This is a genomic window from Bradyrhizobium sp. B117 (assembly GCF_038969555.1).
Lineage (GTDB): Bacteria > Pseudomonadota > Alphaproteobacteria > Rhizobiales > Xanthobacteraceae > Bradyrhizobium.
Genome location: NZ_CP152414.1, coordinates 7688228 through 7707940, shown reverse-complemented (window position 1 = coordinate 7707940; position 19713 = coordinate 7688228). Strand labels below are relative to the sequence as shown.

Annotated in this window: 22 protein-coding genes; 12 read left to right on the top strand and 10 right to left on the bottom strand. The window is 61.4% G+C overall.

The genetic code is table 11. The features are described from left to right. Window positions 1–298: 298 nt before the first annotated feature. The gene (locus tag AAFG16_RS37365; RefSeq protein ID WP_342733416.1) at window positions 299–1183 is read left to right on the top strand and encodes an outer membrane beta-barrel protein; all 885 of its coding nucleotides are present in this window, start codon (window positions 299–301) and stop codon (window positions 1181–1183) included. 184 nt (window positions 1184–1367) lie between these two features. Beyond that, a complete protein-coding gene (locus AAFG16_RS37360; protein WP_342733414.1) occupies window positions 1368–2138 on the top strand; it encodes a sulfite exporter TauE/SafE family protein in 771 nt (256 codons plus the stop codon). 58 nt (window positions 2139–2196) lie between these two features. On the opposite strand, the gene AAFG16_RS37355 is transcribed toward AAFG16_RS37360, so the two are convergent. Continuing rightward, the gene (locus tag AAFG16_RS37355; protein WP_342733412.1) at window positions 2197–2502 is read right to left on the bottom strand and encodes a DUF1127 domain-containing protein; all 306 of its coding nucleotides are present in this window, start codon (window positions 2500–2502) and stop codon (window positions 2197–2199) included. Between the two features lie 172 nt (window positions 2503–2674). Between AAFG16_RS37355 and AAFG16_RS37350 the strand changes: the two genes are divergently transcribed. Continuing rightward, on the top strand, window positions 2675–4225 hold the full coding sequence (locus AAFG16_RS37350; RefSeq protein ID WP_342733410.1) for a winged helix-turn-helix domain-containing tetratricopeptide repeat protein: 1551 nt from the start codon (window positions 2675–2677) through the stop codon (window positions 4223–4225). Between the two features lie 155 nt (window positions 4226–4380). Here AAFG16_RS37350 and AAFG16_RS37345 read toward each other — a convergent pair whose 3' ends face one another. Next, window positions 4381–5184: a helix-turn-helix transcriptional regulator gene (locus tag AAFG16_RS37345; RefSeq protein WP_342733408.1), complete on the bottom strand. Its 804-nt coding sequence runs from the start codon at window positions 5182–5184 to the stop codon at window positions 4381–4383. A 97-nt stretch (window positions 5185–5281) separates the two neighbouring features. Here AAFG16_RS37345 and AAFG16_RS37340 point away from each other — a divergent pair, with 97 nt between their 5' ends. Next, window positions 5282–5851 carry a pyridoxamine 5'-phosphate oxidase family protein gene (locus AAFG16_RS37340; RefSeq protein WP_342733406.1) on the top strand — a complete coding sequence of 190 codons (570 nt, stop codon included), beginning with the start codon at window positions 5282–5284 and terminating at the stop codon, window positions 5849–5851. A 114-nt stretch (window positions 5852–5965) separates the two neighbouring features. On the opposite strand, the gene AAFG16_RS37335 is transcribed toward AAFG16_RS37340, so the two are convergent. The 4 genes from AAFG16_RS37335 to AAFG16_RS37320 all read right to left on the bottom strand — a co-directional run bounded on the left by AAFG16_RS37335 (window position 5966) and on the right by AAFG16_RS37320 (window position 7360). Next, window positions 5966–6289, bottom strand: a complete 324-nt coding sequence (locus AAFG16_RS37335; protein WP_342733404.1) for a GcrA family cell cycle regulator — start codon at window positions 6287–6289, stop codon at window positions 5966–5968. Window positions 6290–6328: 39 nt separating this feature from the next. Next, window positions 6329–6511 carry a hypothetical protein gene (locus AAFG16_RS37330; protein ID WP_342733402.1) on the bottom strand — a complete coding sequence of 61 codons (183 nt, stop codon included), beginning with the start codon at window positions 6509–6511 and terminating at the stop codon, window positions 6329–6331. A gap of 152 nt (window positions 6512–6663) precedes the next feature. Continuing rightward, window positions 6664–6975 carry a hypothetical protein gene (locus tag AAFG16_RS37325; protein WP_283081323.1) on the bottom strand — a complete coding sequence of 104 codons (312 nt, stop codon included), beginning with the start codon at window positions 6973–6975 and terminating at the stop codon, window positions 6664–6666. A gap of 169 nt (window positions 6976–7144) precedes the next feature. Then, a complete protein-coding gene (locus AAFG16_RS37320; protein ID WP_283081322.1) occupies window positions 7145–7360 on the bottom strand; it encodes a dodecin domain-containing protein in 216 nt (71 codons plus the stop codon). A gap of 367 nt (window positions 7361–7727) precedes the next feature. Here AAFG16_RS37320 and AAFG16_RS37315 point away from each other — a divergent pair, with 367 nt between their 5' ends. After that, entirely contained in the window at window positions 7728–8801 is a 1074-nt protein-coding gene (locus AAFG16_RS37315) for a TauD/TfdA family dioxygenase (RefSeq protein WP_342733398.1), read from the top strand. A gap of 69 nt (window positions 8802–8870) precedes the next feature. Continuing rightward, the gene (locus tag AAFG16_RS37310) at window positions 8871–9512 is read left to right on the top strand and encodes a glutathione S-transferase family protein (protein ID WP_342733395.1); all 642 of its coding nucleotides are present in this window, start codon (window positions 8871–8873) and stop codon (window positions 9510–9512) included. 85 nt (window positions 9513–9597) lie between these two features. Here AAFG16_RS37310 and AAFG16_RS37305 read toward each other — a convergent pair whose 3' ends face one another. Next, a complete protein-coding gene (locus AAFG16_RS37305; RefSeq protein WP_283081319.1) occupies window positions 9598–9987 on the bottom strand; it encodes a nuclear transport factor 2 family protein in 390 nt (129 codons plus the stop codon). Window positions 9988–10681: 694 nt separating this feature from the next. Between AAFG16_RS37305 and AAFG16_RS37300 the strand changes: the two genes are divergently transcribed. Then, window positions 10682–10942, top strand: coding sequence for a hypothetical protein (locus tag AAFG16_RS37300; RefSeq protein WP_342733393.1), 261 nt, complete (start codon window positions 10682–10684; stop codon window positions 10940–10942). 327 nt (window positions 10943–11269) lie between these two features. Here AAFG16_RS37300 and AAFG16_RS37295 read toward each other — a convergent pair whose 3' ends face one another. Next, a complete protein-coding gene (locus AAFG16_RS37295; protein WP_342733391.1) occupies window positions 11270–11473 on the bottom strand; it encodes a hypothetical protein in 204 nt (67 codons plus the stop codon). A 602-nt stretch (window positions 11474–12075) separates the two neighbouring features. On the opposite strand from AAFG16_RS37295, the gene AAFG16_RS37290 reads away from it, so the two are divergent. From AAFG16_RS37290 to rnk, 5 genes are all read left to right on the top strand, one after another. Continuing rightward, window positions 12076–12405, top strand: coding sequence for a PilZ domain-containing protein (locus tag AAFG16_RS37290; RefSeq protein ID WP_342733389.1), 330 nt, complete (start codon window positions 12076–12078; stop codon window positions 12403–12405). 469 nt (window positions 12406–12874) lie between these two features. Further along, entirely contained in the window at window positions 12875–14878 is a 2004-nt protein-coding gene (locus AAFG16_RS37285; protein ID WP_342733387.1) for a PQQ-dependent dehydrogenase, methanol/ethanol family, read from the top strand. Window positions 14879–15414: 536 nt separating this feature from the next. Further along, window positions 15415–16716 carry a glycosyltransferase gene (locus tag AAFG16_RS37280; RefSeq protein ID WP_342733385.1) on the top strand — a complete coding sequence of 434 codons (1302 nt, stop codon included), beginning with the start codon at window positions 15415–15417 and terminating at the stop codon, window positions 16714–16716. Between the two features lie 340 nt (window positions 16717–17056). Next, window positions 17057–17539, top strand: coding sequence for a GreA/GreB family elongation factor (locus AAFG16_RS37275; RefSeq protein WP_342733383.1), 483 nt, complete (start codon window positions 17057–17059; stop codon window positions 17537–17539). A gap of 15 nt (window positions 17540–17554) precedes the next feature. Continuing rightward, the gene (gene rnk, locus AAFG16_RS37270) at window positions 17555–17968 is read left to right on the top strand and encodes a nucleoside diphosphate kinase regulator (RefSeq protein WP_342733381.1); all 414 of its coding nucleotides are present in this window, start codon (window positions 17555–17557) and stop codon (window positions 17966–17968) included. A 277-nt stretch (window positions 17969–18245) separates the two neighbouring features. On the opposite strand, the gene AAFG16_RS37265 is transcribed toward rnk, so the two are convergent. Beyond that, window positions 18246–18473 (bottom strand): DUF2158 domain-containing protein, encoded by a 228-nt coding sequence (locus AAFG16_RS37265; protein WP_283081313.1) that lies wholly within the window; start codon window positions 18471–18473, stop codon window positions 18246–18248. A 129-nt stretch (window positions 18474–18602) separates the two neighbouring features. Beyond that, the gene (locus AAFG16_RS37260) at window positions 18603–19658 is read right to left on the bottom strand and encodes a hypothetical protein (protein ID WP_342733379.1); all 1056 of its coding nucleotides are present in this window, start codon (window positions 19656–19658) and stop codon (window positions 18603–18605) included. Window positions 19659–19713: the final 55 nt, after the last annotated feature.

The window sequence follows — 19713 nt, the reverse complement described above, 5'->3', positions numbered from 1 at the left end:
TTGGCATATCCGTCCATGATCCTCGCGCGCCGGTTCCATTGGTATCATGAGGCCGCGTGAAAGGCATCCATCCCCCTGTCCACCGATGTGATGCAAAAGCGGACCGCCGTGCATCTCAGGTCAAGTTCAGTGCCGGATAGATCAAGACTTCGGCTACCGACCGTTGCGCCGAAATCACATTCGCCAGCGATCCTGGCTCCGTACCGTTTCGATCAAGCCCAGCACCTTCGCGGACAAGACGACCCAAGCGCGGCTCGGTAGTCTTTCCGAACGACGGATCTGATGGGAATTTCTAAACATGAGAAGATTGATCGTGGCCGCTGTTGTCGCTTCAGGCATGATGCTGTCGTCAGCATCGGCTGCCGACCTGCCGGTGAAGGCCAAGCCGGCCCCTCTCTATAGCTGGACCGGATGGTACGGTGGCGTGAATGCCGGCTACGGTTGGCAAGACAAAAGCGCGGCTTACACCGGCGATGTTGCTGCAGATCCGCTGATCGGCGCAGGCACCGTGTTTACCGACACGCTGGCGATAGCTTCTTTGCAGGCGACCGAAGAAACGGCCGTGAACCATCCGGCCTATCGGCAATCTCTGCGCGGGTCTGGCTTCACGGGCGGTGGGCAGTTCGGCTACAACTGGCAGATTGATCGCAGTTGGGTCACTGGTTTCGAGGCCGATCTGCAATACGCAAATGTGAAAGGCCGCGCGCTTTTCGAGGAACCCTCGACCGGCGGCACTCCTCTCTCGGCCGCCTCTTCCCATCAACTTGACTGGTTCGGCACCCTGCGCGGCCGGATCGGCTACTTGTTGAGCGACCGCTTCCTCGCTTTCGGCACAGGCGGCCTCGCCTATGGTGGAACGAAGGGACAGGCTGCCATCTCGATCATTGGTCCGTTGGGCGGGACCGTCGACGCCGGATTCGTCACAAAGATTATCTGTCCCGGCTTCACGACCTGCTTCGCCGGCTCCTCGTCACAGACCTCGGTCGGCTGGACAGCCGGTGGCGGCCTTGAATATGCGGTGCTCCCGAACGTCACGATCAAGGCCGAATACCTGCACATCGACCTCGGCCACCAGAACGTGAAGCTGACAGTGCAGAGCCCGGCGACCGGCAATGGCTTCGTCAATGTCAAGTTCAGCAACGCTTACGACATCGTTCGTATGGGGATGAACTTCCGGTTTTGACGCACTCGGAGCGACCGATCGCTCTGCTCCATCCGGCGGCCGCCTGCTTGAGAAAATGTGAAGTCGGACATGTGTTGACACTCGCCGAGGACGCTTGGCTTGCGGCCGATTTTCCACTAGAGGAGGCCGTACTCGCTTCCATCGCCGATCAAGCTGCGGCACGCGTCAGCCGCGATGAGAAAAATTGACCATCGTCTCAGGCTTCGCTGACATCTCGATCCCACAGCTCTTGCTGGTCGCGTTGATGGCGTTGTTTGCTTCGATCATCGGTGGTCTCGCCGGCTACGGCACCGGCGCCCTGATGCCGCTGGTGCTGGTGCCGCTGGTCGGCGCCGAGCCCGTGGTGCCGATCATCGCGATCTCCGCGATGCTGACCAATGCGAGCCGCGCTGTTGCCTATGTCCGCCATGCCGATCGCCGCCGCGCGCTGATCGTGCTCGCCTGCGCCGCGCTGACGACCGCGCTCGGCGCCTATGGCTATACGCGCCTCACCAATGCCGGCGCTGCGATCGTGATCGGCGCCATGTTGATGCTGAGCGTGCCGCTGCGCCGCGTGCTTCGCCGCCGCGAGGTCAGGATCGGCGACACCGGCCTTGCCGCAGGGTCGGTCGGCTACGGCGTGCTGGTCGGCGGCACGTCCGGCTCGGGCGTGATCCTGCTCTCGCTCCTGATGGCCGCCGGCCTCGAAGGCGCCGCCGTGATCGCGACCGACGCGATGATCTCGCTCGGCACCGGCCTCATCAAGATCGCCGTGTTCGGCCTCGCCGGCGCCGTGACGGCGCAGGTGCTCGCCTTCGCGCTGCTGATCGGCGGCATCGCGATCCCCGGCGCGTTCCTGGCAAAGGCCTTCGTCGAGCGGATGCCGGTGCACATCCACGCCGCGATCCTCGACGTCGCCGTGATCACCGGCGGGCTGGTGATGATCTCGGCGGCGGCAAGGCAGCTCGTCGCGTAGCCCCGGCCTGAATGGTAGACGTCGACCCGGGCACAAGCCGGAAGTCGCCCTCGGGCGTCTATGACCTGGCGTAGACGCTGGCAGGTCCAATCTGGCCGTCCACCGTCGGCAGCTGTCGCAGCCATTCGCCGGACCGGATGCCTCGCGGGTCGGTATCCCGGTGCGAGGCGACGTAGTCGATCTCGCCGCGCGTCATGCCAATATCCATCAGTTCTCCGTCGCTCAGGTCGGACAAGGCGGCGGTCAATTTTCGCCGTTGGCGGCGTTCCTGAAGGGCGTTCCAACATCTCCAGATGAAGCTGAAGACATGCCGGCTCGATACGGATGTCCGTTCCAGCCACGTGGTGCCGGGCTCTGCGGTCATCGCGATCTCTCCCAGGAGAGGGTTTTTCCACCTGCAGGAGAGTGCCGTAAGATCGGCAGGCACTCTTGACCGGCCGCTTACATTTTCCTCACCGCTAGCTTAATCTTGCGGGGTCCGGCGAAGCCCAGGCGTTCCCCGATCATGGGCGTTCTCATCCGACGGGATTCGCATCTTGCGCTATCTCTTTGAGGAGTACGTGTTCGACACCGACCGGCGCGAGCTGCATCGCGGGGAAGACGTCGTTGCCGTCACGCCGCAGGTTTTCGATCTGCTCGACTATCTGATCCGCAACAGGGAGCGCGTCGTCAGCAAGGACGACCTCATCAATCATATTTGGAATGGGCGCAGCGTTTCGGATGCAGCACTGACAACCCGGCTGAATGCCGCCCGAAGCGCAATCCGCGATTCCGGCGAGGAACAGCGCCTGATCAGGACGTTGCCGCGCAAGGGATTCCGTTTCGTCGGACAAGTGCGTGAGGCGCGAGAAGCCGACGGTCGAGACGCGGGCGATGCGTCCGCGGGCGCTCCCGCGCTCCCGGACAAGCCTTCTATCGCCGTATTGCCGTTCCTGAACATGAGTGACGATCCCGAGCAGGAGTATTTCGCGGACGGAATGGTCGAGGAGATCACCACGGCGCTCTCACGATTCAGATCGCTGTTCGTCATCGCACGCAATTCGAGCTTCACCTTCAAAGGGAAGGCTGTCGATATCAAAGAAGTCGGACGCAGGCTCGGCGTGCACTACGTCCTTGAGGGCTCCGTACGCAAAGCGCTCGGGAAAGTTCGCATCACGAGCCAATTGGTTGACGCTGTGACGGGCGCGCACATCTGGGCGGACAGTTTCGAGCGTGATCTGACGGACGTTTTCGCGCTCCAGGATGAGGTAACCGCCGCCGTCGTTTCGGCCATTCAGCCCAAATTGTTTCAAGCGAGGATTGTATTGGCAACGCGGCAGAGATCGGAAAATCTGACCGCCTATGATCTCTATCTCCGGGCCGTCCAGCACTTCCGCTCGATGACCCGCGAGGGGCTACTCGAAGCCATAACGCTTGCAGGTCATGCTTTGCAACTCGATCCTCGCTTCGGCCTTGCTGCGGCACTTGCGGCCGACTGCTACCTGATCAGAGTCGCTTGGGGCTTTGCTGCCGACCCTCTGTTCGAGCGCAAGGAAGCGGTTCGACTTGTTCGCTTGGCGCTGAGCGTTGATGACAACGACCCCAATACGTTGGCATGGGCTGCCGTGATCTCGTCATTCGTGGATGGCGTCAGTGAGAATGAAATCGAGATGGCGAATCGTGCGGTCGCGCTCAACCCCTATTCATTCCATACGCTGAGCTGCAAGGGCCATGTCTGTCGATTTGCGGGCCGGCCCGAGGAGGCGATCCGGAGCTTTGAACGTGCCATGCGCATGAACCCGTTGGATCCGGCGCGACACGTCATTCTCGCGGGGATAGGAATGGCGTTGATCGAGCTTGGCCGCTTTGACGAGGCCATCGCGGCGGGCAATAAAGCCCAGCGTCAAAACCCGTCCTATTCGTCGGCCTACCGCTGTCTTGCGTCCGCTTTCGCTCATGTCGGACGCAAGACCGAAGCCCGTGACGCGGCAGCGCGTGTTCTCGAAACGGATCCCGCCTTCACGATATCGACGTGGATCGCGCGGGGCGGGCAGTCACATGCGAAGCTGTTGATTGAGGGCCTTCGGAAAGCGGGATTGCCCGAATGAATTTTGGTCGCGGGGGGTGATCGAAGCGCCCTTGCTGCGACAGCCACCGATTGGCCCAGAGCTGACGCGTCGCGGCTATTCCCCGCGGGACGGCGTGTGACATTGAGCGACCGCTTCACCTCCTCGTTCCACCAGCGGCGGGTTCGGATGATCCGTCACCGCTCGCGCATAGCCGGTGCAGCCAGCAGCATCGTCAGCCGATAATCGGGCCAGCCCGCGAGCGACAGCGACACCTGCTGATAGTGCAGCAGCCCCATGGTCGGATGATCGAACGCACGTTCGCCGCCTTCGCGCGCCAAAACGCCCTGGGTCTCCCAGCATTGTGCGAAGTCGGAGCTTGCAATTCTCAGTTCGTCGACGAGCCGGCGGATCTCCGGATCGTCGGAGTAGCCCGTCACTGCTGCGCGGAATTCTGCGACGACGCGATGCACGCGCGAGGTCCAGTCGAGGATGAGAGTCCGGGCCTCGGGCCTGAGGAAGATGTAGCGCAGCAGGTTCTTCTCGCCGTCGGCATCGAGCCAGCCCGCGAACAGGCGGGAGGCTTTCGCGTTCCAGCGCCGCGCGCCCCAGCTGCGATCGAGGATGTAGGCGGGACCATCGATCGCATCGACGCAGGCCAGCACGTCCTCGGGCGGATCATCCCTGCTGTCCGGTCGCTCGGGATCGCGCTTGCCGGCAACTTCGAACAGGTAGCTGCGTTCGGCGCGCGACAGGCGCAATCCGCGGGCGAGGCGCGCGAGTGTCGAGGCGGAGACCGACACATCGCGCCCCTGCTCGATCCAGGTGTACCAAGTGGCGCTCAATCCGCAGAGCTGGGCGACCTCCTCGCGCCGCAGGCCCGGCGTCCGCCGTCGTGGTCCTGTGGCGAGACCGAATTCCGCCGGAGACTGGCGCTCCCGTAGCGCCCGCAGGAACGCGCTGAGCGAGAGCGCCGGAGCGATAGGGTCTTGTCGTTTCATGGTGGTCTTTATACCAGGATAACATGTGTTCTTAAACCGGTACCTACGACGAGCTATTTTCGTCTCGACTTCTTCACTGCGCAAAGGATGGCCGGGCATGGGCAAGCAATTCGCTGGGATCGAGCCGGAGCAAAGGGCTTTCATCGAGCGGCAAAAAATCTTCTTCGTCGCCAGCGCCCCGCCGAAAGGACGCATCAACGTCTCGCCCAAGGGCCTGTCCTCGTTCCGGGTGCTTGGAGCGACCGACGTCGCCTATCTCGATTGCACCGGCAGCGGCAGCGAGACCCGCGCGCATCTGATGGCCTCGGATGACAAGCGGCTCACCATCATGTTTTGCGCCTTCGAGGGGCCTCCGATGATCCTGCGGCTCTATGGCCAGGGCCGATCGCTGATGCGCGGCACGCCGGAATATGCCGAGCTCATTCCTGGGTTCGAGGAAGTTGCCGGCGCCCGCCAGATCGTGCGTCTCTCGGTCGACCTCGTGCAGACCTCGTGCGGCATGGGCGTGCCGCTGTTCGACTACAAGCAGGAGCGCGGCAGCCTCGTGCGCTATTGGACGGCGCAGGGCCTCGACAATTTGCGAAAATACTGGCGTCTGAAGAACATGAAGAGCATCGACGGCCTGCCGACGGATTTCGCACCTGACAGCATGGCTCCGCCGAGCTGATGGGCGAGGTTGCGTTCCATGCGGGGAGTGGGACGAAGAGACCAAGCAGGACGCTTGGACGTAGCTGGGCCCGGGGCACCTTAAGGGGAGCGCGACGACGGTCGTGGCCAGCTCCTAGCCAGTATTTCTGACCGCCTCAGCTAGAATGGCGTAAAGCTGCTGCTTGCTGAATTCCTTGGGCTGCCGCCTGTCGGCTGTGTTCCGCGACACCTTCTTTGCGACTCGATTGGTGCAGGCTGCCGATGACATCAGCTTCGGGGGCGGCCTTATCTTGGGCCTTGCTGTAGGCGGCTTGCGGCCGCGCTTGAGGCCATGACGGGTCAGCATGCCGCAGACCGCGTTACGACTGCACCCGAGACGGCGCGCAATCTCCGCCGCGCTGTGTCCTGCGGACCAGAGCCTCTTGAGAAGCGCTATGTCTTTCGCGTCCCAGCCCATGGGAGACATTATAAAGCCAACCGGCGAACATGCGCTAGTCTAGTCTTCGTCCGGCTCGCGCACGACCGCCGGTTCGTCAGCGTCATCTTCCTCTTCGTCGTCTTCGTCTTCGTCCTCGTCGTCTTCGTCGGGATCTCTCGGCGGCATCGCGGTGCCCATAAGCACGAGCGATGTCCAGCCGATCGCTGAGGTGCAAAGGGCTTCGGTGGTGTGTTGCTTCATGTTGTTGCTACTCCTCGAAAGGAACGCGCAGTCGCGCGTTCCTGGTTGACGACATGCAGATGCTCAGGGGCGGCGCGATCGCCGCAAACGCGACGGGGGTCCGGTTGGCCGCATCGGCAGCGGAGGCACCCGCCACGCAACTGGTGACGTGGCTACCTTGTGCCCGAGGACCCGTCAGGCTCCATGTTCACCAAAACCTCGCCGGCGAAGATTTCGGGAACTCCGAGATCGAGGTCAGGTAGACTTGCTTGAACGAACGCCAGTATCTTGGCGTTCGCTGCGTTGGCGCTTTCGCGGTCCTCAAGTATCATCACCGCGATACCAACGCCGTCGCCCGCATCCACCACATGGTAAGATCTGAATCCGGGCGATTGCCTCAGGATCTCGCCGACGCCGCTCTTGGCGCGGCGGGCAGCGTCCGCCACCGAACGGACCTTGGTGTACTTGCGAATGACCATGTACATGAGGTCACCACGCGCTACACGCCCCCACGCATCAAAGCATATCGGTCCCTGTCAGACTAGGGCCTACTTCCGAGAATGGCTCACACCGCGCTGTTCGGCGGACCGCGCAGCGCGCGCCTCGTTCCAATGAGCCATCCTCGCCCCGCAAGCGGGGCGAGGTGCTTCAGGCTCAGGTGCCCTCGAATTTGAACGATACGTTGAGCTTGGCGCGATAGGCCTCAACTTTTCCCTTCTCATCCAGTTGCATATCGAGCTTGACGACCTCCGCGACGCGAAGGTCTCGGAGCGATTTTGCAGCTTGCTCGACCGCATTGGCGGCCGCCTTCTCCCACGAGTCGCTGCTGGTACCGACCAGTTCTATGACTTTGTAGACGCTATCGGGCATGTCGTCCTCCTGTCCGGTCTAACCCAGGAAATCTAGCATCAGGCTCTCGAGGCCGATACCGCGCCCGGAGCCTCGAAAGCGACAAGCTGCATCTGGCGGAGGGCTCCGAAATGAGCTGCCGGACCAGCGCCATCATGTCAGCTGATGGCGGGTAGACGGAAAAACGTCCAATTGGCTGTCGCTTTTCAGTCCGACCCGGATCGCAGTACGATCCGGTTCAATCGCCGACAAAATGTCGTGTCTCCACGAGAGTGCGCGTCGCGAGGCAGTGCATCTGGCCTGGCCAAGTTGCCAGCAAGCGGTCGGCACACTACGGTCGATGGTCCGACGTCTTTTTTGACGTCCAATCTTCCCAGGAGCCAACGACATGAATGTGGTCTCGATGCCCAGCGGGATCAATCGCCCTCCGGGGAAGATCGACATCCCGTCGGCCTGGCTCGGCGCCGCGATGGAGGCCAATCCTGATCGATGGTTGATATCGCTTGGCGCCAGCGAGATCGCGGAGCTCGAGAGCGCGGCTGAATCCTATCTTGGCCGGACCACGAAAATCGCCGACATCACCAAGGAGAGCTTTCCGCTTCCCCGCTTCGGTGCGCACCTGGAACAGCTCAAGACGAAGCTGCTGGCTGGCCTGGGTTTCGAAGTCATCCGCGGCTTGCCTGTGGCAAAATACAGCCAGGCGTTTGCCGCGACGATCTTTTGCGGGGTAGGCGCGCATCTCGGATCGGCGCGGTCGCAGAATGCAGCAGGTCACATTCTCGGTCACGTCCGTGACATCGGCGCCGATGCGAGGGACCCGAATACCCGCATCTATCAAACGTCGGAACGACAAACATTCCACACGGACTCGTCCGACGTTGTTGGCCTGTTATGCATTCGCGAGGCGATGGAGGGAGGAGACTCTCTCCTTGTCAGTACGTCGACCATCTACAACGAGATGTTCGACAGGCGTCCCGACCTCGCCGCCCTCTTGTTCGATCCCATCGCGACGGACCGGCGCGGCGAGGTGCCGGAGAACGAAAAGCCATATCTCGAAATCCCGGTGCTGAATTGGCATGCAGGGTTCCTGACCGGCTTCTATCAGCGCCAGTACATCGATAGTGCGCAGCGCTTTCCCGACGCGCCAAGACTGACGCCAGCTCACGTCGAGGCGCTCGATCTGTTCGATGCACTCGCAAATGACCCCGCGCTGCATTTTGGCATGCGGCTTCAGCCGGGTGACATGCAGTTTGTCTACAATCATGCCTTGTTGCACGATCGGACCGGGTTCCGCGATTGGCCCGATGCAAGCCAGAAGCGTCATCTGTTGCGCCTTTGGCTCAGCATGGAAGGCGACCGCCCGCTGCCCGATTGCTTCAAGCAGCGCTATGGTTCGATCGAGATCGGCAACCGTGGTGGCATTATCACCAAAGGCACCAGCCTGAACGTTCCATTGGATTGACGTTCGAGGCGTCCGGCGAAGTCCGTTATTGCGCTGCCATGTCTAGCCCAAATCCAGGAACGCTCAACCATGCTCACCGTCTATGGCGAAGGTCGTGGCTTCCGTGTCGTCTGGCTGCTCGAGGAACTGGGGTTGGCTTATAGGCTGCGCCCGGTCGACCTGCTGGCAGCCGAGATTGATCGCGATTTCCTTGCGATCAACCCCGCCGGCTTCATTCCCGCACTGCGGGACGGCGAGACGATCATGGTCGAATCGATCGCGATTCTCGAGTACCTGCTCGCCCGCCATGGCTCTGCTTCGCTTACCGTCGCCCCGGACGATCCCGCCTTCGCTTCCTATCTGCGATTTCTCCACTTGGGCGAGGCCGGGCTCGCCGGGCCGATGAACGCCGTCCTTGTCGGTCGCCAACTGGCGCCCGAAGCCGAGCGAAATGCCCGGGTTACCTGCTGGGCATTCGAGACCTTCGAGAGCCGGCTGGGGTTGGTTATCCGCCGCCTCGCGGATTGCCCCTATCTCGCCGGTGACCGATTCACTGCTGCCGATATCTCGGTCAGCTACGCCCTCCTGCTCGGCCTGCGAACTGGCAACTACGTCCCCGGTTTAACCGAGCGGGACTATCTCGCCCGCACGACGGCACGGCCTGCCTACGCCCGAGCGATGGAAAGCTGCCAGGCCACCAAGGCCTGGGCGGCGAGATCGCCGGGATTGTAGTGCTCGCTTCAATCCGGCTGTGGCTCCGCGCTTGCCGCGTCTACGGCGTCGATCAATATTGAAGCGAGTTCTTAAGCGCGAGCGATCAAGACCAGAATCGATCCTCCCGCTGCTCATCGCCTTGATACTCGCGAAAGTCGGTCGCCTTTCCGTTCTTCATCCGCCAGACGTGGATCTCCGGAAACGAAGCGGACAGCCCGTTTCGTTCTGCCTTCACGGTAACCAAGGCCACAACGAGATCGTCTTCAGCTAGCACATTGTGCACATCGATGCTGAATGCGCCTCCCGAAAGCTCCATCGTGCGTCGAAAGAAGCCTCCAACCTGGTCATGGCCGATATAGTCGCCTGATAGCGGACTATGACCGGGAACGTGCCACGTGATGCCCGCTTCGAAAGCCGCGAATACCGAAGGAATGTTTCCTACCGCAAAGTCTTCGTAGGCCTTGCGGACGATCACCGAATTCGAATCGTCCATTGTTGTCTCCTAAAAGGGTTAGCACCCCTATGGGACTACTCGTGGTCACGGTGCCGCATGAAGCCAGAATTATAGCAGGCAATGGGTCGCCTCGAAATGTCTCCCCTTGGCCCCAAGGTAACACCACGAGAGCCGTCGCGACGTCTGCTGTCTGAGGGAAGCCGGACGCCGCCCCACGGATAGGCTGACGCCCGCTTTTGACCCTGACCAGTCATTAGCGCCGCTTGCTGTTAATCTTCGGAACCCCTGGCCAGCACCGGCCTTATGCACGACGTAGTTCGTGGCCCCGAATGCACCCCGGCCCGTGCCATCGGCATGGCAAACCCCGCCTGGGGAGCACACCTAGTGCGTAGATAAGTTCTTACTTTTTGATTAAATTGTACGGAAGGCCTTTCCGCAGACGGTGCTCGCGAAACCCTTGCCGTCCCTGTGAGTTTCTGAGTTCAGCAAGAGGAGGCCCCGGACATGAAAAAAGCAGTCATGGCGTTCACGACCGCTGCAGCTATCGGTGTCGCGGCCTTGGCTCCATCGCCAGCCCATGCGTGGCGAGGGGGTTGGGGAGGCTGGGGTCCCGGTCTCGCTGGCGGACTCATTGCTGGCGCGGTGATCGGTGGCATAGCGTCGAGCGCCTACGCGTACGGCCCCGGTTACGGTTACTATGGCGGGCCGAGGTACGGGTACTATGGCGGCGGATATGGCCCTGCTTATTACGGCGGGTACGCTCCGGCGTATCAAAGCTACGGCTATGCTCCCGCATATTACGGCGGCGGATATGGCGGCTATTATGGTCCCCGGTACCGGCGTGTTGTTCGTCCCGTATATCGTCCCGCATTCGGGTTGTATGGTTTTCCCGACTTCTGATGGCAAGAGCGAGTTAGTCAGCGCCACGCGCGAACTGCATTTGCAGGTCGCCAAGCTTGAGAGCGCGTTGTCAGCGCTGTATTGCGGCTCATGACCCGTCGCAGCCACCCTCTGGGACCCCGTGGAGATCACGAGGCCGACGTGCCTGCGGGGCCCTTGGCTGACCTCCGTTCTTGGCGTCGCACGGTCCGCTTCCGAGAGGTGAGCGGAATAGCGTCATGGAGTTGTCGAGGGGAGCTTTTGATCCATTGCTGACATGGCTTTCGGGGCTCGCTCCCTCCTAGTAACTTCGGTAGATGCGATGGAGGTAGGGATGAAGTGCATGCGGATATTCGCTACGCCTGACGGCGAATCTCATTTCGGGGAAGTTGATATCGCAAGGACGCTAACGCCATTGTTCCCAAACGAAGCGCCGCTTGAGCTATCCGCCCAATACGAAGCCTCCCGCGTCCGCTTTGTCCATATTCCTGCCGGCATGCGCGAAGCTGGTTTCCACACGCCGCCCGGTCGGCTCCTCGCAATTTGGCTTGATGGTGTTGTAGAGTTTGAGACGAGTGACGGCGAAATAAAGCGCCTCGCCGGAGGGAACGCCGTCCTCGTCGAAGACACGCACGGAAAAGGTCATATCTCGCGCCATCCACCGGAAGGGCAAAACCTGATCCTTGTCATGCTACCGAATGGTCTTGACATTAGCTCTGCATAGTCGGCTTCCGGCCCGTTGCTGACCTTCGCTCGGAGAGCCGAAAAGTCTCCTTCCAGGAGATGAGCCGACCGAGGTGAAGCAGCCCGCCAGGGGCAGCTTATGACCCATAGCTGCGTTGGCGTTCGTTTCCGCGATGCCTGCAAGGGACCGCTGCAGACCCTTTACACGATCCAGTCCATTGGTCGAGAAGGTTGGCGGTCATCAGACCAACCAACTGAGCAAGATTGCTGGTCGTGCATTTGCGCGCCAAAGGCGGCATCCATGCGCTACGGGGAAGCCGACCGCCTGCCTCGAAAGCACAGACATCCGTCTGCCGGGACGTCAAGCGCACGAGTTAACCATCGACTTCGATCCAATTTTAATAAGACAACAGGACTGCTTGTTATGTGGGCCGGACAAATCAACGTTGCAGATGTTGCCGTTTTCCGGACGTCGGCGGGACCGGGAAGCTGACTCATGGAGCGCGATCGCAATCGCTGCGGTCGTTCGATGGGAAGTAGCCTTCTCACCCGGAGCATCTCGCCATGATGATCGAACGTCGAGCAATGGAGCGCATACCGATCAACCGGGCCGCGCGGCTGTCATTTGATGGAATTCGTGGGACGCCCCCATGCGTGGTGCGCGATATAAACGCCCTGGGGGCCTGTATCTCCACGCCGTACTACATATTTGCGAATGAGTTTGTGCTGTCGTTCGAAGGCCATTCCGGAATTTTCATCTGCCGCATCGTGTGGAGAAAGGCGACGCTTTGCGGCGTTTGCTTTCTCCTGCGTCGTCGCCCGCCGAAATTGGCGAACGGTTCTGGCGAACCCGCAAACGTGGTGCGACTTGTTCGCCAGATCGTGTGCCGCTAGGACGGGCCTGGCTTGGATCGGCGCCCCCTCCTTGCGTGCTGACATGCTTTGGCGCAATCGCTTTGATCGCTTGAGTTCGGCGACCTGAAACGTGTTGCCGCCATGGGCTTGCTTGCAGATATCGGTCGCCTTTGTCCGGCGCAGGACGCTTTCTTACAACTGCAACCGGCAATCTCGGGACTGAAATGCTTCAGTAGCACCGTCGAGCCAGGCTCGTTGCTTCATATCAACGGAAGCGGGCGCGTGCATGCGCACGCATGGTGGTCTCGAAGTGCGCGGAGGAAGGTGAGGCATGGAACGATCCAACGCAGAGTGCCAATGGCCTGAAGAAATCTCGGGCGACCGGTTCAGGATTCAGATTGCCTTCCGTGAGATCAGTGTCTTTTTTGCGCTTTTGAGTCTTTCCCTTCCTTCCAGTGCATGGACGCAGACGGGGACCAGCGCAAAACCGGACAGCATCAAGGCGGATATGGCGAGAGTCGACGGCGACTTCATCAAGGCAAACACGAAGACATCCTGGGATTGGCCGACCGTCGGCCTCGACTACGCCGAAACGCGGTTCAGCAAGCTCAATCAGATCAACACCGACAACGTCGGGAATCTCGGGCTGGTCTGGAGCTACAATCTTGACTCATCGCGCGGGATCGAGGCAACGCCCCTGGTCGTCGACGGCATCATGTATCAGTCCGCGCCCTGGAACGTGGTCCACGCCATCGACGCGCGGACCGGGATAAAGATCTGGTCGTTCGATCCAGGCGTCGACCGGTCGAAGACCTATCGGGGCTGCTGCGACGCCGTCAGCCGTGGTCTCGCCCTCTACAAGGGCAAGGTCTTCGAGGCCGCCTATGACGGACGCCTGATCGCGCTCGATGCCGCCACCGGGGCCAAGCTCTGGGAAACGGACACGCTGATCGATCACGCGCATTCCTACACGATCACCGGCGCGCCGCGCGTCTTCAAGGGCAAGGTCGTGATCGGCCAGAGCGGCGCCGAGTATGGCGTGCGCGGCTATGTCACGGCGTATGACAGCGAGACGGGCAATCAGCTCTGGCGCTGGTTCACTGTGCCCGGGGATCCGTCCAAGCCATTCGAGGATGCCTCGATGGAAGCCGCGGCAAAGACCTGGGATCCCGCCGGCAAATATTGGGTGAACGGGGGTGGTGGCGCGCCATGGGACTCGATCACGTTCGATCCCGATCTGAACATGGTCTATGTCGGCACCGGCAACGGCGGTCCCTGGAATCGCAAGCTTCGTAGTCCGTCGGGCGGCGACAATCTTTATCTCGCCTCCATCGTCGCACTCGACGCCGACACCGGCCGGTATATCTGGCACTACCAGGAGACGCCCGGCGACAATTGGGATTACACGTCGACCCAGCCGATGATTCTGGCGGACATCGAGATCGACGGCGTTCCGCGCAAGGTGATCCTGCACGCGCCGAAGAACGGCTTCTTCTTCGTCATCGATCGCACCAACGGCAAGTTCATCTCGGCGAAGAACTTCGTCGATGTGAATTGGGCGACGGGATACGACGCCAACGGACGGCCCGTTGAGCTGCCGGCTGCGCGCGACGCAGATCAATACGAGTCCATTCCGGGACCGGACGGCGCGCACAACTGGCAGCCGATGTCGTTCAATCCGCAGACCGGTCTCGTCTACCTTCCGGCGCAGCACATCCCGGTCAATCTGACGCCGGAAAAGTCGTTCGTTCAGAATGCCGCCACGCCAGGCAAGCTCGGCTCCATCATGGGCGGGAATATCGGCTTCGTCTTCAATCCGTCTCCGAAGTCGGCCCCGTTCGGGCGTCTGCTCGCCTGGGATCCCGTGCATCAAAAGGAAGTCTGGCGCGTCGAGCACGCCTCGCCGTGGAACGGCGGCACGCTGACCACCGCCGGCAACCTGGTTTTCCAGGGCACGGCGGATGGCCGCTTCGTCGCCTACGACGCGGCAAAAGGCACCAAGCTGTGGGAAATCCCGACCGGGACCGGCGCGATAGCGGCCGCCGCAACCTACATGGTCGATGACAGGCAATACATCTCGATCGCGGTCGGCTGGGGCGGCTCCTACGGCCTCACGCATCGTGCGACCGAGTACCAGAACCCGGGAACGATCTACACATACGCGCTCGGCGGCACCGCGAAGCTGCCGGCGTTCGTCAAATACCAGACCGAAGGTCTGTTGCAGGGCGTGAAGTACGACCCGAAGGATATCAAGGAAGGCGCGGAGATCTATGTCACGGCGGCCTGTGTCGCCTGCCACGGTGTGCCCGGCGTCGGCCGCGGCGGCAACATCGTCAATCTCGGTTATGTCGGCACTGAGACGATCAACAATCTGAGGAATATCGTCTTCCACGGCCCGTTCCGCGAGCAGGGCATGCCTGATTTCAGCGGCAAGCTGAGGGAAGGGGACATCACGAAACTCCAGGCCTTCATCCAGGGAACTGTCGACTCCATCAGACTGAAGAGCAGGTGATGTGCCGACGGGCGCTGCAGGAAGACGTGCGGAAAGTCATGTCTGGTTACAATCGTGCCCCACGGAACTTGCCTCGTCGTAGTCCGGACAAAAACGGGTGTCGTCGCGCAATCGCATATGAACATTCCCGAGGTCGTCATGCCCGGGCTTGTCCCGGGCATCCACGTTCTTTGTGCGACTGGCAAGGCGTGGATGGCCGGGACAAGCCCGGCTATGACGCCGTGGAAGCCTCAGTGCCCGTTGCGCCATATGGATAGCCCTGGCTTTCTAGGGCGGCCCCTTATCCAAGCCGTCGTGCGGTGAGTTACGATCTTGGATCGCGGTTGATGATGACGGCGTGATGCGCAAGATAGCTCACGGCCACTGCGCGACCTGTCCATGACCTCAACTGTCCGCTTTGCGCCCACAAGCGGCCGTCGTCTCCTTACAGCTGTAACCATCTCGATCTGAAGAGAGATCGTTCAGTAGTGCACGCCTCTTCATTCTTGGCGGCAGCTACGCGGACACGCGCGCGGCCAAGTGATGGAGAAGGTTCGATGATGTCGTATGATTTCCTGCTGGCGTCGTGGGGGACTCTCGGGAATTTGAGTCCGATGCTGACCGCGGCGCGGCGGCTGCGCCAAAATGGTCATCATGTCCGGGTGATGGCGGATCCGGCGATGCGCCGTGAGGTCGAGGCCTCCGGCTTTGCATTCGTCACATGGCGTCGCGCCCCGACCGGAACGGCTGCGGATCCGGTCGATGTCTCGGACATACAGGACTTCTTACGCCGGGCCGTATTTGATCCGGCCGCGCTCTATGCTGCCGATATAAGGGATGAGATCAGCCGCGCGCCGACGGATGCAGTTCTCGTGCTTGACGTGCTCTTTGGTGGCGCGCTCGGGGCAGAGGCAGCCGATGTGCCTTTCGCTCTGCTGTCCCCTCACGTCAGCCTTCGGCCTTTGCCGGGAATGCCGCCCGCCACCAGCGGATTGACCCAGCCAAAGACGCCAGGAGAGCGCGCCGAGGTCGACGCCGCCAACGCCAGGCAGGCCGAAACGATCAATGCGTTTCTGCCTTCTCTCAACCGCGCGCGTGCTGATCTCGATCTTCCTCCGCTGGCGGATGTCTTCGATCTGTTCGATCGCGCTGACCGGCTTTTGCTTGCGACCAGCCAGGCGTTCGACTTTCAAGCTGACGCGCTGCCCGGCAATTTTCGCTACGTCGGACCGCTGCTCGATGTCCCGAACTGGTCCAAGTCTCTGGAGACGGAGGCGTGGCGAGCGCCATGGTCGGTTCGATCGGGTCGTCCTCGCGCGCTGATCGCATGCAGCACGGGCGCGCAGGGCCAGCGCGACACGTTTCAGCGCATTATCGACGCGATGGAGACAGTCGAGATCGACGCCCTTGCAACGGCCGGTCCCAATCTGGACGTCGCCGATCTCAGGGCTCCGAAGAATGTGCATTTGACCCGGGGCGCTCCCCATGACCTGGTCATGAAGGATGTGTCCGTGGTGATATCGCAAGGCGGCCACGGAACGACCACGCGCTCACTCATCAACGGACTGCCGCAACTCATTCTGCCGATGGGGCGGGACCAGGCCGCCAACGCCGCGCGCATCGAGGCGAAGGGGGCGGGGCTTCAATTGCCGCCGACCGCCTCCGAAGCGGACATTGCCGCGGCGGTGAACCGGTTGATTGCAGAACCGCGCTTCAAGATGGCAGCGTCTCTTCTCGGCGAAGCCATGAAGGCCGATATCGATCGGTCCAGCCTCGTCGACGAGATGGAGGCGATCGCCGCCACTAGCCGTGCGGCGAGACAGCAACTGAGGAAGCTGCCACTTCACAAATCTGCCTGACAGTCCGGAAGTGCACTGGCTTATGACCCCGCGGCAGACATTGACCAGACCTTCATCACGCACGTTTCGAAAAGCGCTGGAGGGTGCTGACGCTCTCCCTGCGCGGAACAGGCGTGCGCGCTTTCGTCGCGATGCAGGCTCGGCCGGAAGATCCTATGTTGGTAATGACATGATCCACGCCCTCGACATCGATCCGCGCATTGCGCGGCGTTGCCTGCGCGCCGGACGGCTCCAAGCAGGAGTCTAGCCGGGCGGCAATTGATGCCGTCCGGATACCCCTTCCTTCATAGACCAGATTTGGAGTGGCTTTCTCATGGGAAGCCAAACAAGGAAGCATGTCATGGGCATTCCCTCTATCCCCGAGGTCACGCTTTCGGCTTCCGAGCATCGCTGCTTGGAACGGCTCGCGTGCTTGGGCGCAGCTCAAGGCGACGTGGATGCACGTTTTCTCTTGAGTGAGATCCAGCGCGCGGAAATCGTCCCTGATCGCGCGGCTCGGTTGGACAGCATTGTCACCATGGGATCCTGGGTGACGTTCTGGGTCAACTGGGGTCTCCCTCGTGAGACGAAGCAGCTTGTGTATCCCGAAGACTATGCGTCCGAACGCACCCAAATTCCCGTGATGTCGCCGTTGGGTGCAGCATTGGTGGGGCTGAGGGTCGGAAGCGAAATCCCCTTCTCGGCCGCGGGGCGCACGAATGTGGTCAGGATCGAGAACGTCAGTCGAACCGATCCGAATGTTGTTGTGAGGGTTCTGTTTGGCGGTCCGATGCAGGGCCAAAAGCGCTTTGATGACGATGATCCGGGCCCATCGGCTGCTTAGGAAAGGAGAGACAAGATGAGCAAGACCAACGGCAGGAGCAAGCCTGACATCGCATTGCCGCCCCTCACGGTGATCGAGGATGAGGCCAGGCGTCTGAATGCGCTGGCGAGCTCGAGCGCGACATTCTTCCCGCGTGTGGCCCATTTCCTTGCACAGGAGATGGAGCGTGCAAGAGTAGTGGCGGACCATTCCGAGCTTCGGGGGGTGGTCCGCATGGGCTCGCAGGTCCGGTTCTGCGATGACAGGACCGGTGAGGTCCGGGACGTGGTGTTGGTGTATCCGCACGAAGCAGACATCACCCTCAAACGGGTTTCGGTTCTTACGCCGGTCGGCGCTGCATTGATTGGCCTATCGGTTGGCCAAACGATCGAGTTTCAGACGCCGGGCCACGACAAGCGGTCCTTGACGGTGCTTGGCGTGTCCAATTGAAGGAGGCCCGAGATGCGGGATGTTTCAACCAAGCAGGCCGCATTAGCGGTCATCGGAGCCACGTTTGTTTTGGCCGCCATAGCCTATCTGGCGACCTTCTTCACGGCTTGACGGTCCAACCCCCGACGTAACCGGTTCGGTGATCGATCCCACGGTCGCGCCGAACCGGCTGCCGTCCAGCAATGTCCGCTATTGCACCGTTCTTGACAGCGAAGCGGACATCAGAAGCGACGGAGCCGAAGACTCCGGCCTAACGAGGATGCGGTCCTAGGTGCGCCTACTCCTCGTCTTCGTCCTCGTCGTCTTCTTCCTCGTCTTCGTCGTCCTCTTCCTCGTCGGGGTCTTCTTCCACCTGCACGAGCGTGGCCAGCGGCAGCGTCTCGCGGAACAGGTCGCCTTCCATGCCCATCCAGATGCAGAGCACGTCGTCTTCTTTCACTTCCGCGACGGTCAGCGGTTGGCCGCCGGATTTCAGCATCACGACATCGCCGGCTTTCAAGTCCATGGATTTTCCTTTCGAGTTGATCGACTCGGCGGTGAGGCTAGCAGGCGGTCATGACAGGGCGATCACCGACGGCCGGGTTCAGTCGGTGATGCGAACGCCGTCGGGCCGCCCAGAGATTCCGGTGCGATATCAACGCCTGGTGACGATGATCGGCGTTGTTTTGATCGGCGTGCAGGAATCGTTGAAGAGGCCCACCACGGACGTCACGATCGGGATACGGCAGGCAAAGCTGTCCGGACGATAGCTCTCCCGGATGCCGTCCACGTCGAAGGTCGCAAGGTTCATGAAGGCATTGAGCCGCTTGGCCTGAAGGTCGATCGCCAATTGGATATTGTCCCGATCGACCGACGGTGACCCCTCGCTCGCGGCGGCCTTCACCTCGGGTCGCGAGGCCCAGTGGCGCACCGGCGCCAATCTCTCGTGCAGATTGCGCAGACAATAGTGCATCACCAGCACCTGGTGCTTGGCGCTGTACCAGTGAATCGTGACGGACTCGCTCGAGCCGGCCTTCTCGCGGTTCTTGGGACAGATATCGACGTAGGAATAGGCCGGGTCCCAATTATGCCGGGCATCGATCGTGCACGCATTCTCCGTAGACGCGCGCGGGGCGGCGGCCGTGCTGCCGTTCGCGGGCAAGAATTGCGGCAAGTTGTGGTCGCAATCGAAGTCATAAGCGCGAAGCAGGGTCTGGTCGAGCGGGTCGCTGGTCGGCTCGGTTTGTTCGGTCGGGTCGCGCCTGAAATTCGTCGCCCAATCGATGTACATCTGGGCATTCCGCGCCATCAGCTCGCCGGTTTCGAACAGGGCCAGCTGGGTATCTTCGTAGACCTTCAGAATCTCCTGGGCGCTTTTGACGGCAAGAGCCTGCTCGTCGGCGTCGGCGCGATCGTCGAGCGCGGTCGCGTAGTCGGAGAACAGCTGCTGTTGCAGCGCCTGCACCTGGGAAAACTTCGTTGAGATCTCGTCGAACGTTTTCGCCGCGGCTTGCATGTTTTCCTTGGCCTGCGCGCTCACCTTGTCCTGATAGGAGCTCAGATACTGAAAGGATCCGACAAACAGGCTGCTCAGCACCGTGACGACCGAGAGACCTTTGACGAGGGTGAACCCGCGATCGAACTTGGCGAGCCAACCCAGCGGTCCCGCGGGGGGAGGTTGCGTCTGCGCTGCGTCCTTCTCCTGCTCCATGATCGCCTCCAACTCACTCCACGCCCAATGGCGCAAAAATACCGCAATCCCGGAT